This window comes from Thioclava sp. GXIMD2076, from assembly GCF_037949795.1.
GTDB lineage: Bacteria > Pseudomonadota > Alphaproteobacteria > Rhodobacterales > Rhodobacteraceae > Thioclava > Thioclava kandeliae.
Genome location: NZ_CP149932.1, coordinates 726,837 through 742,583, shown reverse-complemented (window position 1 = coordinate 742,583; position 15,747 = coordinate 726,837). Strand labels below are relative to the sequence as shown.

Sequence of the window (15,747 nt, the reverse complement as noted above, 5' to 3'; positions counted from 1 at the left end):
AAATGAAGCCCGTCCGAAACGGGTCCGGACGGGCTTTTCTGTGGATATCTGGCAAGCGGGTGTCGGGGCCTACTCGAGCCCTGTGGGTTTGCCCACAACCACGAATCGCAGATCATCGGCCTTCAACAGGCGCTTGGCGACACGGGCCACATCGTCCTTGGTCACCGCGTCGATCTTGGCATTGCGGGTGTTGATATAATCGGCGGGCATGTCAGAAAGCTGCATCCCCGCGAGAATCCCCGCGATCTGGCCATTCCCATCGAAGCGCAACGGGTAAGCGCCGGTCAGATAGGTCTTGGCATCGGTGAGTTCCTTATCGGTGATATCACCGGTGGCGGCCTTGGCCCATTGATCCTTCACCACCTTGATCGCCTCGGCGGTCTTGTCGTTGGCCGAGGAGAACCCGCCCTGCCATGTCTTGGCCAGATCCTGATCGACGAGATAGGTGTAGATACCATAGGTCAGCCCGCGCTTCTCGCGCACCTCGTCCATCAGCCGCGAGGAGAACCCGCCCGCACCGAGGATCTGGTTGAGCACGAAGGCCGCGAAGAAATCGGGATCGTCCATACCGATACCCGCCTGACCGAAGACCACCACCGATTGCGGTGTGTCGAAATCGACGACTGTGGTGCCACCGGTCAGTGCGAGTTTGGCGGGGGCAGGCATATCGGCACCCGTGGCGGGCAGATCGCCCAGAAGATGGTCCAGCATCGGGCCCAGCTGGGCGGCGGTGATATCGCCAACAGCCGAAACCACCATGCGGTCTTTCGCCATCACGCGGGCTTTCGCGTCGAACATATCCTCGCGGGTCAGTGCCGCCACGCTATCGGCCGTGCCGTTGATCGAGCTGCCATAGGGATGGTCGCCAAACGCCTCATGGGCGAAGGTCTTGGAGGCGAGAGCGTTCGGATCCTGCGCGTTGGAGGCGATGATGGCCTGCACCTGACCGCGCACACGATCCACCGCCGACTGGTCGAAGCGCGGATTGATCAACGCCTGCCGCAGCAGATCCACCGCCTGATCGCGGTTCTCGCTGAGCATCCGCGCACTGATGGTCAGCGTGTCATCGCCCACATCAAAACCGAAATTGGCCGCCAGCCCCTCTTCGGCGGCGGCAAAATCCTGCGCCGACATATCGCCCGCGCCCTCTTCGAGCGTGGCGGTCATCAGATTGATCTCGCCGCGTTTGTTGGGCGCATCGAGGCTCGCGCCGCCCTTGAAACTGATGCGCAGCGCGGTGAAGGGGATGTCATGCGCCTCGACGAGCCATGCCTTGATGCCGCCCTCCGAGGTCACCTGCTGGATGTCGAGCGCACGGGCAGGCACCGAAAGGGTCAGCGCGAAAAGACCTGCAAGCAAAAGCCGGATCATTGTTGGGGTGCCTCCGATGCCGCGGGTTTGTCGAGATAGCCGGTCACGGCGTTGCGCTTCACGAGCACGTCCTTGGCCGCTGTCATGACATCTTCGGGGGTGACAGCCTCCAGCACGTCAGGCCAGTCCTGCACATCCTCGATCGAGAAGCCCTGCGCGAGCGCGGAACCGTAGCGTTGGGCCATGCCCTGAACGTCATCCTCTGCATAGATCTCGCTGGCATGGATCTGGGTCTTGATCCGCTGGAACTGGTCAGGATCGATCCCGTTGGCCATGAACTCGGCCAGCGCCTTGTCGAGCGCTGCTTCCGCCTCGGGCAGTGTGACATCGGCGGCAGGCACGACCGACAGGCCGAAGGTCGTCTTGTCCACAGACAGCCCGTTATACCACGCATTGACGAAGATCGCCTCGCCGGTGCCGAAGATCAGCTTGCGTCCCAGCACGGAGGTCTGCGAATTGCCGCCCAGGAGATCGGCCAAGACGGTCAGGGCCGCGGCTTCCTTTTGGTCGCCCGGATTGCGTTCGGGGGCCAGATAACTGCGCGTGAGCGAGGGTTGGGCCACACGCGGATCGCGGAAGTCGATCTTGCGCTCGGCCAGCTGGGTGGGCTCTTGCGGGCGCACACGCGGCGGCAGATCCGGATTGGCGGGGATCGGGCCGTAATATTTCTCGGCCAACGTCTTCACCTCCTCGGGAGTGACATCGCCCGCCACTACCAGAACGGCGTTATTGGGCGCGTAATAGCGGTGATACCATGCCAGCGCATCCTCACGGGTCAGCCCTTCCATCTCGGCACGCCAGCCGATGATCGGGGTGCCATAGGGCGAGTTCTGGTATTGCGCGGCATTCACCTGTTCCGAGAATAGCGCCTGCGGATTGCTATCGGTGCGCTGCGAGCGTTCCTCGAGGATCACCTGACGTTCGGTCTTCCAGTCATCGGGCGAGATCTGCAGATGCTGCATGCGGTCCGCTTCCATCTTCATCACCAACTCCAGCCGGTCGGAGGCGATGCGTTGGTAATAGGCGGTGTAATCATCGCTGGTGAAGGCGTTATCCGAGCCGCCATTGGCGGAGACGGTCTTCGACAGTTCGCCCGGCGCCATTGTGTCGGTGCCTTTGAACATCAGATGTTCGAGATAATGCGCGATCCCCGATTTTCCGGCCACCTCATCGGCGGCGCCCACCTTGTACCAGACCATCTGGACAACGGCAGGGGCGCGGTGATCCTCGATCACTACGGTCTGTAACCCGTTCTCCAGAGTGAAAGAACTGACCTCGGCCGAGACAGCGGGAAAAGCTGTCAGGGCAAAGGCAGCAGCAAGCCATGCGCGCACCATCGGGACCTCAAACGTTTTGCGCTACATTGTAGACAGAACCGTTCCGTCGCAAGCGGATTGACGGTGAGTTGATGGATAACTCACCCGAATAACGCAGAAATTACGATATTTGCAGCGTGGACGTCGCTATTGCGCGGCCTGAGCCGTTCCCGAAGGTGGGGCCGAAGGCGTTGCAACATTCAGGCGACGCCAGCGTTCCAGCTCGGTTTCCTGATTGAGGGCCATCGGCGCATAGGCTTTGTAATACAGGGTCTTGCCGGTAATGCGGTCCAGAAGGCGGCCACGGTGATCCTTGCGGTAGTCCAGATCGGCGGCGGCCAGTTCCTGACGGATCGACGGATCTGTGCCTTTGCGTGCCGCATAGCTGACAAGCGCCCCATCGGAGTTGCCACGCGCATTCGGATTACCGCCAAGAGCTGCGATCGCATCGGCTTCGGGTGTGGGGTCAACCAGATTGGACCCGCCCGGCGTGGGCGGCGGCAGGGTATTGAGATCCGTGGGCATCTGGAGCGCTTTGGTCGGCACAATGGCAAACTCGTCCGGCCCGGGCCGGTTGGTGCGCAGGTTCATCAGTTCGGGGACAGTCGAGCTGCCACAGGCGCTCAACAGAAGAAGCCCCGAAAGGGCGATCCCGAGATTTGATGCTGCCGACATTGGCCACTCCCTCATCGATACTGCCTCGTCATAACCTAAACTCCAGCGGGCGTCACGCCCCTTTGGCCGGTCCTTTTTTTCCGCGCGGATCATTGCCCGTGAAAAGGGCAAGCCCAACGGCCCCAATGAAAATCGCGATGTCGGCGACATTGAAAGAAAACGGGTTCTGCCAGCCGGGCAGGGAGGTGTTGATGAAATCGGCCACCGCGCCATAAGCGATACGGTCGATGACATTTCCCAGCGCGCCTCCGATAAGCAACCCCGCCGAGACCTGCACCAGCGGACGCTGCGGCTTGCGCGCGATCCAGATGCCGACCCATGCGGCAATCACCAGCGCCAGCGCGATCAGGATAAGGCGGGTATAATCGGTATCGCCCGAAAACAGACCGAAATTCACGCCCCTGTTCCAAGCCATACGGAAATTTAGGAAGGGCGGCAGCACGTCGATGGCCAGTCGCTGGTCGAGCTGCATCAGATGCACCACGATATATTTCGATGCCTGATCCAGAACCAGAATAACAAAGGCCCAAAGAGCTGCCAGACGCATAGGTGATCCCTTTTCCAATTACCCCCCTATGCCCTGAAAGCGGGGATGGGGCAAGGCGCCCCGCGGGGCGATGGCGTTTTGGTGATGAGGATCAACCCTCTTCGGGGGGAGCGTCCTTGGGAGCACTGCGTTTGAACAGCACCACGCTCAGCCCGATGCCCAGGACGCACAGGACAAGCGGCGCGATCATGAAGAGGACCGAGAGCGCCAAGGCGGTTTCATGCGTGCAGGTGGTATTGGCGCAGGTCAGGCTGACCAGCAGCGGCGCGAAGACGAGACTGATGAGCCCCATGAGGGCGCTGATCACAAGGAGGATGATGGCGAAAGCGCGCATGGCGGATCGTCTTTTTGGAAGTGGAAACGGGCGGGCCGCGATGGCCCGCCCGAATGCAGGTTCAGTGGCGGAAGTGGCGCATGCCGGTGAAGACCATCGCCAGACCGCGCTCGTTGGCGGCGTCGATGACCTCCTGGTCACGCATCGAGCCACCCGGCTGGATGATCGCGGTGGCGCCGGCCTCTGCCGCGGTGATGAGACCATCCGCGAAGGGGAAGAACGCATCCGAGGCGACAACCGAGCCGATGGTCGGGGTCTTGTCGAAGCCGCAGGCCTCCATCATGTCCTCGGCTTTGCGCGCGGCGATGCGGGTGCTGTCCACGCGGCTCATCTGGCCTGCGCCCACGCCCACGGTCGCGCCGTCCTTGACATAGATGATCGCGTTCGACTTGACGTGTTTCGCGACTTTCCATGCAAACAGAAGGTCTTGCAGTTCCTGCTCCGACGGCTTGCGCTCGGTCACGACCTTCAGATCGTCGAGCGTGATGATGCCATTGTCCTTGTCCTGCACCAGAAGGCCACCGGCCACCTGACGGTAGGTGGTGATCGGCGCATAGACATCCGGCAGGCCGCCGGTTTCCAGAAGGCGCACGTTCTTTTTCTTGGCGATGACCTCTTTGGCCGCGTCATCGACCTTCGGTGCGATGATGACCTCGGAGAAGATCTTGGTGATCTCTTCGGCGGTCTCGGCATCGAGCGTCTGGTTCAGCGCGATGATGCCACCGAAGGCCGAGGTGCGGTCGCAATCGAACGCGCGTTTATAGGCTTCGATTACCGTTTCGCCTGTGGCCACGCCACAGGGGTTTGCGTGTTTGATGATCGCAACGGCCGGTTTTTCGGTGCCGAATTCCGAGACCAGCTCGAAGGCCGCATCGGTGTCGTTGATGTTGTTATAGGACAGTTCCTTGCCCTGCAGCTGCTTGGCCGTGGCCACACCCGGACGGTTCGAGCCATCGAGGTAGAAGGCCGCCTGCTGGTGCGGGTTCTCGCCATAGCGCAGGGTCTGCGCGATGGTGCCGGCAAAGGCGCGACGACGCGGGGTGGTCTCGCCAATGGCGCCGGCCATCCATGTGCTGACCGCCGCATCATAGGCCGCGGTGCGGGCATAGGCGATCTGCGCCAGTTTCTGACGGAAGGGCAGGGTGGTCGCGCCGTCATTCTCGTCCAGTTCTTTCAGGACCGCATCGTAATCTTCCACATCGACCACGGTCGCCACGAACCCGTGGTTCTTGGCCGCCGCACGGATCATCGCCGGACCGCCGATATCGATATTCTCGATGCAGTCGTCATACTCCGCGCCTTTGGCAACGGTCGCCTCGAACGGGTAGAGGTTCACCACCAGAAGGTCGATATTCAGGATATCGTGTTCCTTCATCGCGGCGAGATGCTCGTCATTGTCGCGCAGCGCCAGCAGGCCGCCATGGACCTTGGGGTGCAGCGTCTTCACGCGGCCATCCATCATCTCGGGGAAGCCGGTGACTTCGGAGACATCGCGCACCGACATGCCTGCTTCGCGCAGGGCCTTGGCGGTGCCGCCGGTGGAGAGGAGCTCGACGCCGCGGGCGGACAGCGCGCGGGCAAAATCGATCAGACCGGTCTTGTCGGAGACCGAAATAAGGGCACGGGTGAGCGGAACGGAACGGGTCACGGGCAGCTTCCTTGGATCAGGTGTCGGAATCGTCGCGATCCGCACCAGATTGCAGGTCGCGTATGCCCGCCGACCTATCCTGTGCCTTCGTGAAGGTCCAGCTAATCTGACATTTTTCGTCCAAAAGACGGCCTGAAAGCACGATCTGCTGCGTCGCGCGGGGCCTCAGCCGCCCTTTTTCAAGAAAAACGGAGGGCTCGAGCGCCAGTTCGAGCTGTTCGTCGTGGCGGAACACCCAGATTTCGCCCGATTTCAGCACGACGGAAACCGCATGACCGCCCATATCCAGCGTGGCATCCGCATCTGGATGCAGGTGGAAGCGGATCTGGTAGGGGATGCCGTGCAGCCCCTCGCGCTCGAGAATGGTCAGCAGGCGCTTTTGCCCCTGCGGTGTGGCCGAGCTGAGCGAGTCGAGCCCCTCGAGCAATTTGCCATCGGTCGAGAGCGAGAGCCTGCGCAGATGGGTCAGCCCGTGGGTAGGGCTATAGCCGTCATGGCCTGCGGTCCAGCTCTGGCCGCTATCCTCGTCGCGCACGGCCCAGACCAGCTCGGGGGTCTCTTCGAGCCAGTGATGCGGGCTGCGCCCGAAGCTGCGCTCGGGGCCGAGGCGCGAGGAGGAATACTCCACAAGCGCCAGTGTCGAATGGCTGGGGGTCGCCCGCCCCGCACGGTGCCAGTCGCGCCCGAATTGTGCGCCCGAGCCGCAATTGACGATGATGGGCCTGCGCCGCGAGGTCAGCTCGAAGGCCAGTGTCGAGGCATGGGCATCGCTGGAGGCGGGGCCCTTGGGCGGCTTGTCGGCATCCATGATCAGCGTCGTGCCGCCGCCATGCAGGCGCGCAAATCCCATTGCGAGGTTGCCGGTCGGCCCCTGTCGCAGGCCGGTTTCCACAAGGGTCTGGTCGATCCGGTCGGGCAGACCCGCCTCGCCGCCATGGAAGCGCGCCAGCCCGCCATCGGCATGGCGCAGCGCGCGCAGGGTGGGGGTGATCCGCTCGATGGCCGACAGATGGGGGGCGGAGGGGGTGCCGCCGGTCGTCTCGATCGCGGCCTTCGCCCAGTTGAGCAGCGTCAGCACCTCCAGCAGCTCTTCGGGGTTGCGCGTGGCGATCCCGCCTTCGATGTCGATCTGGGTGGCGCATTCAGCAGCCAGCCCTGCAAGCGCCTGCGCACTATGGCCCTGCATGCCGGTCAGCGAGAGCGAGGCATAGATCAGTCCCGTCAGTGCCTCGAAACGCGGTAATCCGGGAGGTGCGGCTTTCCAGCGCTTGGCCAGATAGGTCGTCTGCGCGCCCAGAGCGGCAAAGAACGCATCGGCCTTGGGTTTGTCCTGCGCATGAAGGATCATCAGCGCGTTATTGATCCAGCGGATGACGCGGCGGCCAGTGAGGTCGGGTTGCCAGCCCGCGCCGGTGCCACGGCCATAGCGGTCGATCCAGCCAAAGACCCAGTCCTGCGCCCGTGCGCGTGCGGTGCGATCGCCCACGGCGGCCAGATCATCCAGCCAGCCGAAGCCGTGCAGCTCTTCCTCGAAGGCCGGATCGGGCATGGCCAGATCCCATGGGCTGCGGTCGCGCCTCTCGATCAGGAACCCTGCCAGCAGGAAATTCCCGCCGATCAGCTGGCGTCCGCGTGCGAGCGAGCCGATGGTGCGGGGCTCGGGCTGCGAGGTGAAGCCGGTGGCCGCCGCCCCGCGCGCGGCGCGACGTGCGGCCAGCGCGTTCAGCGTCTGCCCGAGGCGCGCCCGTTTCTGCCCGCGCGGAACGGAAGAGGAGGATGGCTTTGTGCGGGGACGGGAAGTGCTCTTGGCCAAGGTGCTGTCGCTCGATCTGGATTGGCTGAATATGGCGCCGTTCGGAGGCAATATGCGCGAGTATGCGCCGCGCGGCACGCTGTGCCAAGAGTATCACGCCCGCCTGACGCCGGAGGTGGGCGTGATGATGCCTGTTATTGCGGCCGCCGCCGGAGGGTGGCAATGTAGAACCCGTCCATCCCGCCCTTGTCGGCCCAGTAATCGGGACGCAGGCGCAACCCGCCTTCCTCGGTGATCCATGCGGGGTCAATGCCGTCGATGGTCACGGGCACCACCTCCCAGTCGGGATGGCGCTCCAGCGCGCGGCGGATCTGGGTCTCGCCCTCTTCGGGCAGAAGCGAGCAGGTCACATAGGTCAGGCGGCCTTCTGGCGCGAGCCAGCCCATCGCCCGTTCGAGGATCTCTTCCTGCAGCGCGAAAAGCCCCTTGATCGAGGTGCTGTCCTTGATGGCGGGAAGCTCAGGATGGCGGCGGATGGTGCCGGTGGCCGAGCATGGGGCATCAAGCAGGATCGCATCGAAGGGCGCCTCGGGCTCCCAGCCCAGCGCATCGGCGGCGATCACGGTGGCCGTCAGTTTGCACCGCTCGAGGTTCTCGTGCAGGCGCTGCAACCGGCGTTCGGACAGATCGAGCGCGGTTACCTCCGCCCCCATTGCCGCAAGCTGCATGGTCTTACCGCCCGGCGCTGCGCACAAATCGAGAACGCGCATCCCTGCGCTGGGCGCGAGAGCCTTGGCGGCGAGAGAGGCGGCTGCATCCTGCACCCACCAGTCCCCTTCCGCAAAGCCGGGCAGGTCGCGGATCTGGCCGGGCTGATGCAGACGCACCGAGCCCGTGGGCAGGACCTCGCCCTCCAGCCGCTCGGCCCAGTCGGCGGGGTTTTCCTTCACGGAGATATCCACAGGGGCGGGGCGCTGATGGGCCTCTTCCATCTTCTGCACCGCGACCTTGCCATAGGACGACATGAGCCGCCCGCGCAGCCAGCCCGGCAGCTGGCCATAGGGCAGGGTCTCCCAGCGTGCTGTATCCTCGGCCACCTTGCGCAGCACTGCGTTTACCAGCCCCGCGAAGCTGTCGGTGCGCTTGCCGCCCGATTTGCACAGCGTGACGGCCGCATCGACCACTCCATGCGCGGCGCCCCCTTCGGCACAGAGTTCCACCGTTGCCAGACGTAAGAGCGCCATGATGTCGGGGGTGGGCTTGCGGCGCAGGAAGGGCTTGAGCATCTTGTCGGCCCGTTCCATGTGGCGCAGGGTCGAGGTGGCGAGCCTTTGGGCGCGGGCTTTCTCGCCGGGGCTGAGCCCATCGAGCGCGTCCATCGCGATCTGGTCGGCCAGCGACAGATGGTCTTCTAATACACCAACAATCAGGCCAAGGGCCGCGCGACGGGCAGGATCGGGTTTTGCCATGGCTGGCCTCCGGCTTGTGAGGATCGATTTCGCGGCCTATATCAGATGCGTCCCTAAGACAACTCTCATGACAGGAGGTGCCCCATGACAGACGACGTCACTCCGCCCACCGCGCCCAAGCCCGATCTGCCGCCCACGACCCCGCCGATGCCGGAACCGGATATGCCCACCCCGCCGCCGCCCATGCCCCAGCCCGACCTGCCGCCCGCCGCGCAGCGTGCGCTGGCCGAGGCCGAAGAGCGCCGGCGTCTGGCCAAGGGCGAGGCGCTGCCGACCGAACTGGGTGGGCGCGACGGTCCCGAACCCGTGCGGTATGGCGATTGGGAGAAGAAGGGGATCGCGGTCGATTTCTGATCCGGTTCCGATGTGGCACGTCCGGCGGGGCTTGCGCTTGCCCGCCAAACTGCTAGCCATTTGTGCATGACACATCCTCGCTATACCCGCATCGTCTCTTCCCTGCCTGCCTCGGTGCCTTTTGTGGGCCCCGAAACGCTTGAACGCGAGCGTGGCGCACCCTTTGCCGCCCGTCTTGGCGCGAATGAGAATGGCTTCGGCCCGTCTCCGCGGGCGATTGCGGCAATGGCCGCAGAGGCAGGCGAGGTCTGGAAATATGGCGATAGCACCAGCCTCGAGCTGCGTCAGGCGCTGGCCGCCCATCATGACCGCCCCGAGACAACCATTGTGGTGGGCGAGGGTGTGGACGGGCTTCTGGGCAGCCTCGTGCGGCTGATCATCGAGGCGGGCGATGCCGTGGTGACCTCGGCGGGCGCTTATCCGACGTTCAATTTCCATGTCGAAGGCTTTGGCGGTGTGCTGCATAAAGTGCCCTACAAGGACGATCACGAAGACCCGCAGGCGCTGGTTGCCAAGGCGCGTGAGGTGGGCGCGAAGCTCATCTACATCGCCAATCCCGATAATCCGATGGGCACATGGAATACGGGTGCCGCCATCGAGGCGATGATCGAAGAGATCCCCGAGGGCTGCCTTCTGGTGCTCGACGAGGCCTATATCGAGATGGCCCCCGATGAGGCCGTCCCGCAGGTCGCGGTTGAAGATCTGCGGGTGATCCGTATGCGGACATTCTCCAAACATTACGGGCTGGCAGGCGCGCGGATCGGTTATGCGATGGGCGCAGAGCCGCTGATCGCGCAATTCGAGAAGATCCGCAATCATTTCGGCGTGAACCGGATCGCCCAAGCGGGTGCCTTGGCGGCGCTGAATGACACCACATGGTCGGCCTTCATGAAACGCCTGATCGGTGGCGCGCGGGACCGGATTGCGGAGATCGCCGCCCTGAACGGGCTGGTCGCGCTGCCGTCGGCCACCAATTTCGTGGCCATTGATTGCGGGCGCGACGGGGCCTATGCCCGTGCGGTGCTTGCAGAATTGGCCAAGGCCGATGTGTTCGTGCGGATGCCGGGTGTGGCGCCTCAGGATCGCTGTATCCGCATTTCCTGCGGGCCGGATGCCGAGCTGGATCTGCTGGCCAAGGCTCTTCCCGGCGCGCTGGAGCGGGCGGCATCGGCGCTGTAACACGGGCTTTACGTCACGACGCTCTCGCCGAGCAGTGATTTGTGCCGGCGCGGGTTCGGGCCCACATTCGGATGAACCGAGAAGGGAGATCCGAAATGAGCCGTATCCACACAGTCGCGCTCCTGAGCCCCTTGGCCTTTGCCTTGTCCTTCGGGGCCTATGCCGGGGACGCAACCTATCCACAGATCTCGCAGGCGGCGATGGCCACGGCTGACGCCTCGCCTGCGACAGCCGCCTTCCAGCAGGCGCGTGCCCGCATGGTGCGCAACCAGCCACAAGGGTTTAGTGGGAATGTCGATCTGGATTTCGTCCGCCAGATGATCCCGCAGAAGAAAAGCGAGATCGCGATGGCCGAGGTCGTGCGCGACTATGGCGAGGATCCCGCCGTGCGTCAGCGGGCGGGGCAGATGATCAAGGACCAGCAGGCCGATCTGGCATGGCTGCAGAGCTGGATGGCGGCCAATAGCCGCCAAGCCGAGAACAAATAAGCCGCTTAGCGGCTATGGCGGGCGATGACTGCCGCCGCCGCTGCCACACCGCCTGTCCCGTGCGGAATATCGAGGGCCTGTAGCCCTGCTTCCATCGAGGCGATCACCCCCAGCACCATATGCGTGTTCACATGGCCCATATGGGCGACCCGCAGGAAGCTGTCGATCTCGGGCGTGCCTGGCTCTGCCATGCCAAGCCCGATCCCCAAGGTCACACCGGCCTCATTCTCCAGCCATTTGCGCAGGCGTTGGGCATTGCCTCCGCCGAAGCGCGCCGCCGTCACCGAATGGCTGCGCAGGGACGGGTCCGCCACGTTGAGCGCGATATCATGCCCGCCCGCCGACCACGCGTCGAACGCCGCCCAGAGCGCTTCCGACAGGGCCGCATGCCGCGCCCAGACGTTCTCCAGCCCTTCCTCGGCGATCATATCGAGGCTCTCGCGCAGCCCGAACATATGGTGGGTTGGCGAGGTGCCCCCGAAATACTCGTAGACGAATTTCGGGAAGAGGCGCGGTGTCCAGTCCCAGTAGGGAGTGCGCAGATCCGCCGATTTTCCCGCCTCGACCGCTTTGTCGGAGGCGAAGAGGAAGCCGAGACCGGGCGGGACCATCAGCCCCTTCTGGCTGGCGGAGATCATGATATCCACGCCCCAGTCATCCATGCGGAATTCGTCGCAGGCAAGCGAGGCGATGCAGTCCACGGCCAGAAGGGCGGGATGGCCTGCCGCATCGATCGCCGCGCGCATCGCGGGGATGTCGTTGCGGATCGAGGTGGCGGTATCCATATGGGTGACGAAGACGGCCTTGATCTTGTGATCCGTATCGGCACGCAGCGCGGCTTCGAGCTGGCCTGCATCGGCGGGCGCCTTCAGGCCGAAATCCAGCACCTCGACATTGATTCCCATCCGGCGCGCATAATCGGCCCAGCCATGGCCGAACCGGCCTGTCGCCATCACCAGTGCCGTATCCCCGCGCGAGAAGAGATTGGTATTTACCGCTTCCCACAGCCCGTGGCCGTTCGAGATATAGATCCCGCAATGGTATTGGGTCAGCGCGACCTTCTTGAGATCACGCACAAGATCTGCGGCCAGCACCTCGATCTCGCCCTCGTAGATATTGGGGGCAGCCCGGTGCATGGCGCGCAGGACGCGGTCGGGCATGGCGGAGGGGCCGGGAATGGCAAGGTAGGTGCGGCCGTTTGCAAGGCTCATCGGGTGTCTCCCTTTTGTTGGCCTATCGGTAGGAAACCGATCCGGCGGGGTCAATCCGTGCGAATGTGAGCATACAAAACTCCGATCGCTTGCGGTGCAAAACTGCCTAATAGGGAGGCGAACTTGCAGGACCCCCGAGCACTGGGGTAGAACCGCGCCACAAAGCCTCTCGCGCAGGAGCCCAAATGGCCAAGCCCAATATCTATACATCGCGCCATATGGTTGGCCGGATCTGGCGTGAATATCTGCGCTCCCATACGGGCTGGATGGCGATCGCGCTGGTTCTGATGGTCATCGAAGGCTCGACGCTGGGTGCGCTCAGCTGGCTGTTGCAGCCTCTCTTCGACAAGGTGTTCTCCGGCGAACAGCCCGGCCTGATCTACTGGGCGGGGGGCGCGGTCTTCGCGCTTTTCCTCGTGCGGGCTGTTACCTCGATCGCCTCGAAGACGATCATGACCAAGATCTCGCAATCCACCTCCACCGCGATGCAGGTCGATCTGGTGGCGCATGTTCTGCGGCTCGACCAGTCCTTCTATCAGGTCAATCCGCCCGGTGCGCTGATCGAGCGTATCCAAGGCGATACACGGGCGGTGCAGGACATCTGGAAGGCCTTCATCACCGGCGCGGGGCGCGATGCGATCTCGCTTGTCGGGCTCATGGTTGTTGCGCTCAATGTGGATGTGGTGTGGACGCTGGTCGCGATGGTGGGCTTCCCGCTGCTGGTCGCGCCCGCGGTGATGGCGCAGCGCTATGTGCGGCGTAAATCCATGCAGATGCGTGACAGTTCGAGCCAGCGTGCAACGCGGCTGGACGAGATGTTCCACGGGATCAATGCGGTAAAGCTGAACCGGATCGAGGACCAGCAGACGGGACGGTTCCGCGAGTTGGTGAACCTGATCATGGGCCAGCAGATCAAGATGGCCGCCATCAAGGCGCTGATCCCCGCAATGGTGGATATCGTGACGGGGCTGGGGTTCTTCGCCGTGCTGGTGGTGGCGGGGCATGGCATCCTGTCGGGTCAACGGACCGTGGGCGAGTTCATGTCGTTTTTCACCGCGATGACGCTGACCTTCCAGCCGATCCGCCGTCTGGCGGCGGGGACCGGCGCATGGCAAACGGCGGCGGCGAGCCTCGAGCGGGTCTATACCCTGTTTGACCTACAGCCTCATGTGGCCACGCCGACGGCACCCGAACCCATGCCCGAGGCGCTGGATATGGTGCTGGACGATGTGACCCTGTCCTATGGGACGACGCAGGTGCTGCACGGGCTGAGCTTTACCGCGAAAGAGGGGCAGACCACGGCGCTGGTCGGTCCGTCGGGGGCAGGCAAGAGCACCGTCTTCGCGCTCCTGACGCGGCTTCTGGATGCCGATGGCGGCACGATCATGCTGGGCGGCGCCGATATCCGCACGCTGGATCTGGGCGCGCTGCGGCAGAAGTTCTCGACGGTGGCACAGGATGCGGCGCTCTTCGACGAGACCATCCGCGAAAATGTGGTTCTGGGGCAGAATATCCCCGAGGACCGTTTGAGCCAGGCGCTGGACGGGGCCTATGTGACGGAGTTCACCCGCGATCTGCCCGAAGGTATCGATACGCCTGCGGGGCCGCGTGGCTCGGCGCTGTCCGGCGGGCAGCGCCAGCGGGTGGCGATCGCGCGTGCGATCCTGCGCGATGCGCCGATCCTGCTTCTGGACGAGGCGACCTCGGCGCTCGATACCGCATCGGAGAAACGGGTCTCCGAGGCGCTGGACAAGCTGTCGGTGGGGCGCACGACGCTGGTGATCGCGCACAGGCTCTCGACGGTGCGCAATGCCGACAAGATCGTCGTGATCCGTGAGGGGCGCGTCGAGGACGAGGGCACCCATGACGAGCTTCTGGCGCGGGGCGGCACCTATGCCGAGCTATGCGCCATGCAGCTCGTCGAGTGAGAGCATGGACGCAGGCGCCCCGCGCGCCTATATCGGGCACAAAGGAGAGCATCATGAGCCAGCGTAGCATCTACAAGATCAGTGGTCCCGAGCGCGAACATTTCCTGCAAGGTCTGGTCAGCAATGACGTGTCCCGCCTGAAGGACGGACCGGTCTATGCGGCGCTGCTGTCGCCGCAGGGCAAGTATCTGGCCGATTTCCTGCTGGTGCCGTGGAATGATGCGATCCTGCTGGATATCGATACCAGTATCGCGCCCGCCACGATGCGCCGGCTTGCGATGTATAAACTGCGCGCCAAGGCCGAGATCGAGGAAACGGATCTGGAGGTCTATCGCGGCACCTCCACCCCCGCGCCCGAGGGGGCGGTCATGGACCCGCGCCATCCCGCGCTTGGCTGGCGGCTTTATGGCGAGGCGGGCGGCGATGATGGCAGCGATTTCGACGCGATCCGTGTCGCGCATTGCATCCCCGAGACGGGGATCGAGCTGACGCCCGATACCTTTATCCTCGAGGCCGGTTTCGAGCGCCTGCATGGCGTCGATTTCCGCAAGGGGTGCTATGTGGGGCAGGAGGTCACCGCGCGGATGAAGCACAAGACCGAGTTGCGTAAGGGGCTGGTCTGTGTGGAGGTGACCGGCGCGGCTGCACCGGGCACCGAGATCCGCGCGGGCGAGAAACCTGCGGGCACGCTTTTCACGCAGGCGGGCGGGAAGGGAATCGCCTATCTGCGCTTTGATCGCGCGGGCGAGGCGATGCAGGCGGGCGATGCGGTGGTCCGATATTCCTGAAACGGGACTATCTGGCCGGAGCAGGACCGGAATCCCCGGAAATATCACCCTCACTTATCTGTGAGATGGGGGCGTTGTGTTCGGGGCACAGGTGAAAGTTAAATGGTTAACGCCTGCCCTAATGTGACCATACTTATCAAAACTACTAGATGTTGTGTCGCGTAGCTAAAATTCTACACTATTCATACGGGCGAATTCAAGGTATTCGCTTTATGCATGTCAGGTATGATTTGAAGGGCATATCGAATCGTATGCTAAGCGGCCTACATGACCGTCACGCCCGGAAACGCAAGAGCAATAATACAAGGACGGAATAATGCGCGATTTCGTGGATGGCTCCGCATTCAACTATGAACAAGGTCAACGCGCACGGAAGCTGTTTGCTGCCGTCGTTCTGGCGGCTCTGGATGATGCGATTGCCGACGACAAGAAATACGGAAACGGCCCTGAGCAGATCGCTCGTTGGGCACGCTCGCGCGATGGCCGCGAGGTTCTGTCCTGTGCCGGTATCGACCCAAATGAGCGGGTTGTTGGCGGCCTGATGGAATTTGTTTCCAAAGGTATTCGCACCTCGGTGGCGCTGTCGCGCGAGGAAAGCGAACGCCGTATGGCAGCGGAAGAAGCCGAAGCTGCATGATCTGCGGGCCGGTCAGCCGGCCCATTGATCCTACCCCAAAAGACCCCGG

General features: G+C 63.5%; 15 protein-coding genes. 6 read left to right on the top strand and 9 right to left on the bottom strand.

Annotation, left to right across the window (positions count from 1 at the left end):
• Positions 1-69: 69 nt before the first annotated feature.
• The 8 genes from WDB91_RS03655 to WDB91_RS03620 form a co-directional block, all read right to left on the bottom strand.
• On the bottom strand, positions 70-1,371 hold the full coding sequence (locus tag WDB91_RS03655; RefSeq protein WP_339113806.1) for a pitrilysin family protein: 1,302 nt from the start codon (positions 1,369-1,371) through the stop codon (positions 70-72).
• A complete protein-coding gene (locus tag WDB91_RS03650) occupies positions 1,368-2,708 on the bottom strand; it encodes a pitrilysin family protein (protein ID WP_339113805.1) in 1,341 nt (446 codons plus the stop codon). The genes WDB91_RS03655 and WDB91_RS03650 overlap by 4 nt, the downstream gene beginning before the upstream one ends.
• A gap of 126 nt (positions 2,709-2,834) precedes the next feature.
• The gene (locus tag WDB91_RS03645) at positions 2,835-3,362 is read right to left on the bottom strand and encodes a DUF3035 domain-containing protein (protein ID WP_339113804.1); all 528 of its coding nucleotides are present in this window, start codon (positions 3,360-3,362) and stop codon (positions 2,835-2,837) included.
• A gap of 52 nt (positions 3,363-3,414) precedes the next feature.
• Positions 3,415-3,909: a signal peptidase II gene (gene lspA, locus WDB91_RS03640; protein WP_339113803.1), complete on the bottom strand. Its 495-nt coding sequence runs from the start codon at positions 3,907-3,909 to the stop codon at positions 3,415-3,417.
• 91 nt (positions 3,910-4,000) lie between these two features.
• A complete protein-coding gene (locus WDB91_RS03635; RefSeq protein WP_339113802.1) occupies positions 4,001-4,243 on the bottom strand; it encodes a hypothetical protein in 243 nt (80 codons plus the stop codon).
• Positions 4,244-4,304: 61 nt separating this feature from the next.
• The gene (gene purH, locus WDB91_RS03630; RefSeq protein WP_339113801.1) at positions 4,305-5,891 is read right to left on the bottom strand and encodes a bifunctional phosphoribosylaminoimidazolecarboxamide formyltransferase/IMP cyclohydrolase; all 1,587 of its coding nucleotides are present in this window, start codon (positions 5,889-5,891) and stop codon (positions 4,305-4,307) included.
• 16 nt (positions 5,892-5,907) lie between these two features.
• Positions 5,908-7,704 (bottom strand): heparinase II/III family protein, encoded by a 1,797-nt coding sequence (locus WDB91_RS03625; RefSeq protein WP_339113800.1) that lies wholly within the window; start codon positions 7,702-7,704, stop codon positions 5,908-5,910.
• Positions 7,705-7,838: 134 nt separating this feature from the next.
• Positions 7,839-9,113: a transcription antitermination factor NusB gene (locus WDB91_RS03620; RefSeq protein WP_339113799.1), complete on the bottom strand. Its 1,275-nt coding sequence runs from the start codon at positions 9,111-9,113 to the stop codon at positions 7,839-7,841.
• Between the two features lie 147 nt (positions 9,114-9,260).
• Between WDB91_RS03620 and WDB91_RS03615 the strand changes: the two genes are divergently transcribed.
• The 3 genes from WDB91_RS03615 to WDB91_RS03605 all read left to right on the top strand — a co-directional run bounded on the left by WDB91_RS03615 (position 9,261) and on the right by WDB91_RS03605 (position 11,134).
• Complete coding sequence (locus tag WDB91_RS03615; protein ID WP_339114440.1) at positions 9,261-9,467, top strand: DUF1674 domain-containing protein; 207 nt, start codon at positions 9,261-9,263, stop codon at positions 9,465-9,467.
• Positions 9,468-9,533: 66 nt separating this feature from the next.
• Complete coding sequence (locus WDB91_RS03610) at positions 9,534-10,646, top strand: pyridoxal phosphate-dependent aminotransferase (protein ID WP_339113798.1); 1,113 nt, start codon at positions 9,534-9,536, stop codon at positions 10,644-10,646.
• A 95-nt stretch (positions 10,647-10,741) separates the two neighbouring features.
• Positions 10,742-11,134, top strand: coding sequence for a DUF305 domain-containing protein (locus tag WDB91_RS03605; RefSeq protein WP_339113797.1), 393 nt, complete (start codon positions 10,742-10,744; stop codon positions 11,132-11,134).
• Positions 11,135-11,139: 5 nt separating this feature from the next.
• On the opposite strand, the gene WDB91_RS03600 is transcribed toward WDB91_RS03605, so the two are convergent.
• Positions 11,140-12,345 carry an aminotransferase class V-fold PLP-dependent enzyme gene (locus WDB91_RS03600; RefSeq protein WP_339113796.1) on the bottom strand — a complete coding sequence of 402 codons (1,206 nt, stop codon included), beginning with the start codon at positions 12,343-12,345 and terminating at the stop codon, positions 11,140-11,142.
• Between the two features lie 185 nt (positions 12,346-12,530).
• Here WDB91_RS03600 and WDB91_RS03595 point away from each other — a divergent pair, with 185 nt between their 5' ends.
• From WDB91_RS03595 to WDB91_RS03585, 3 genes are all read left to right on the top strand, one after another.
• Positions 12,531-14,273, top strand: a complete 1,743-nt coding sequence (locus WDB91_RS03595; RefSeq protein WP_339113795.1) for an ABC transporter ATP-binding protein — start codon at positions 12,531-12,533, stop codon at positions 14,271-14,273.
• A gap of 53 nt (positions 14,274-14,326) precedes the next feature.
• Complete coding sequence (locus WDB91_RS03590; RefSeq protein ID WP_339113794.1) at positions 14,327-15,061, top strand: folate-binding protein; 735 nt, start codon at positions 14,327-14,329, stop codon at positions 15,059-15,061.
• Between the two features lie 316 nt (positions 15,062-15,377).
• Entirely contained in the window at positions 15,378-15,698 is a 321-nt protein-coding gene (locus WDB91_RS03585; protein WP_339113793.1) for a DUF6280 family protein, read from the top strand.
• Positions 15,699-15,747: the final 49 nt, after the last annotated feature.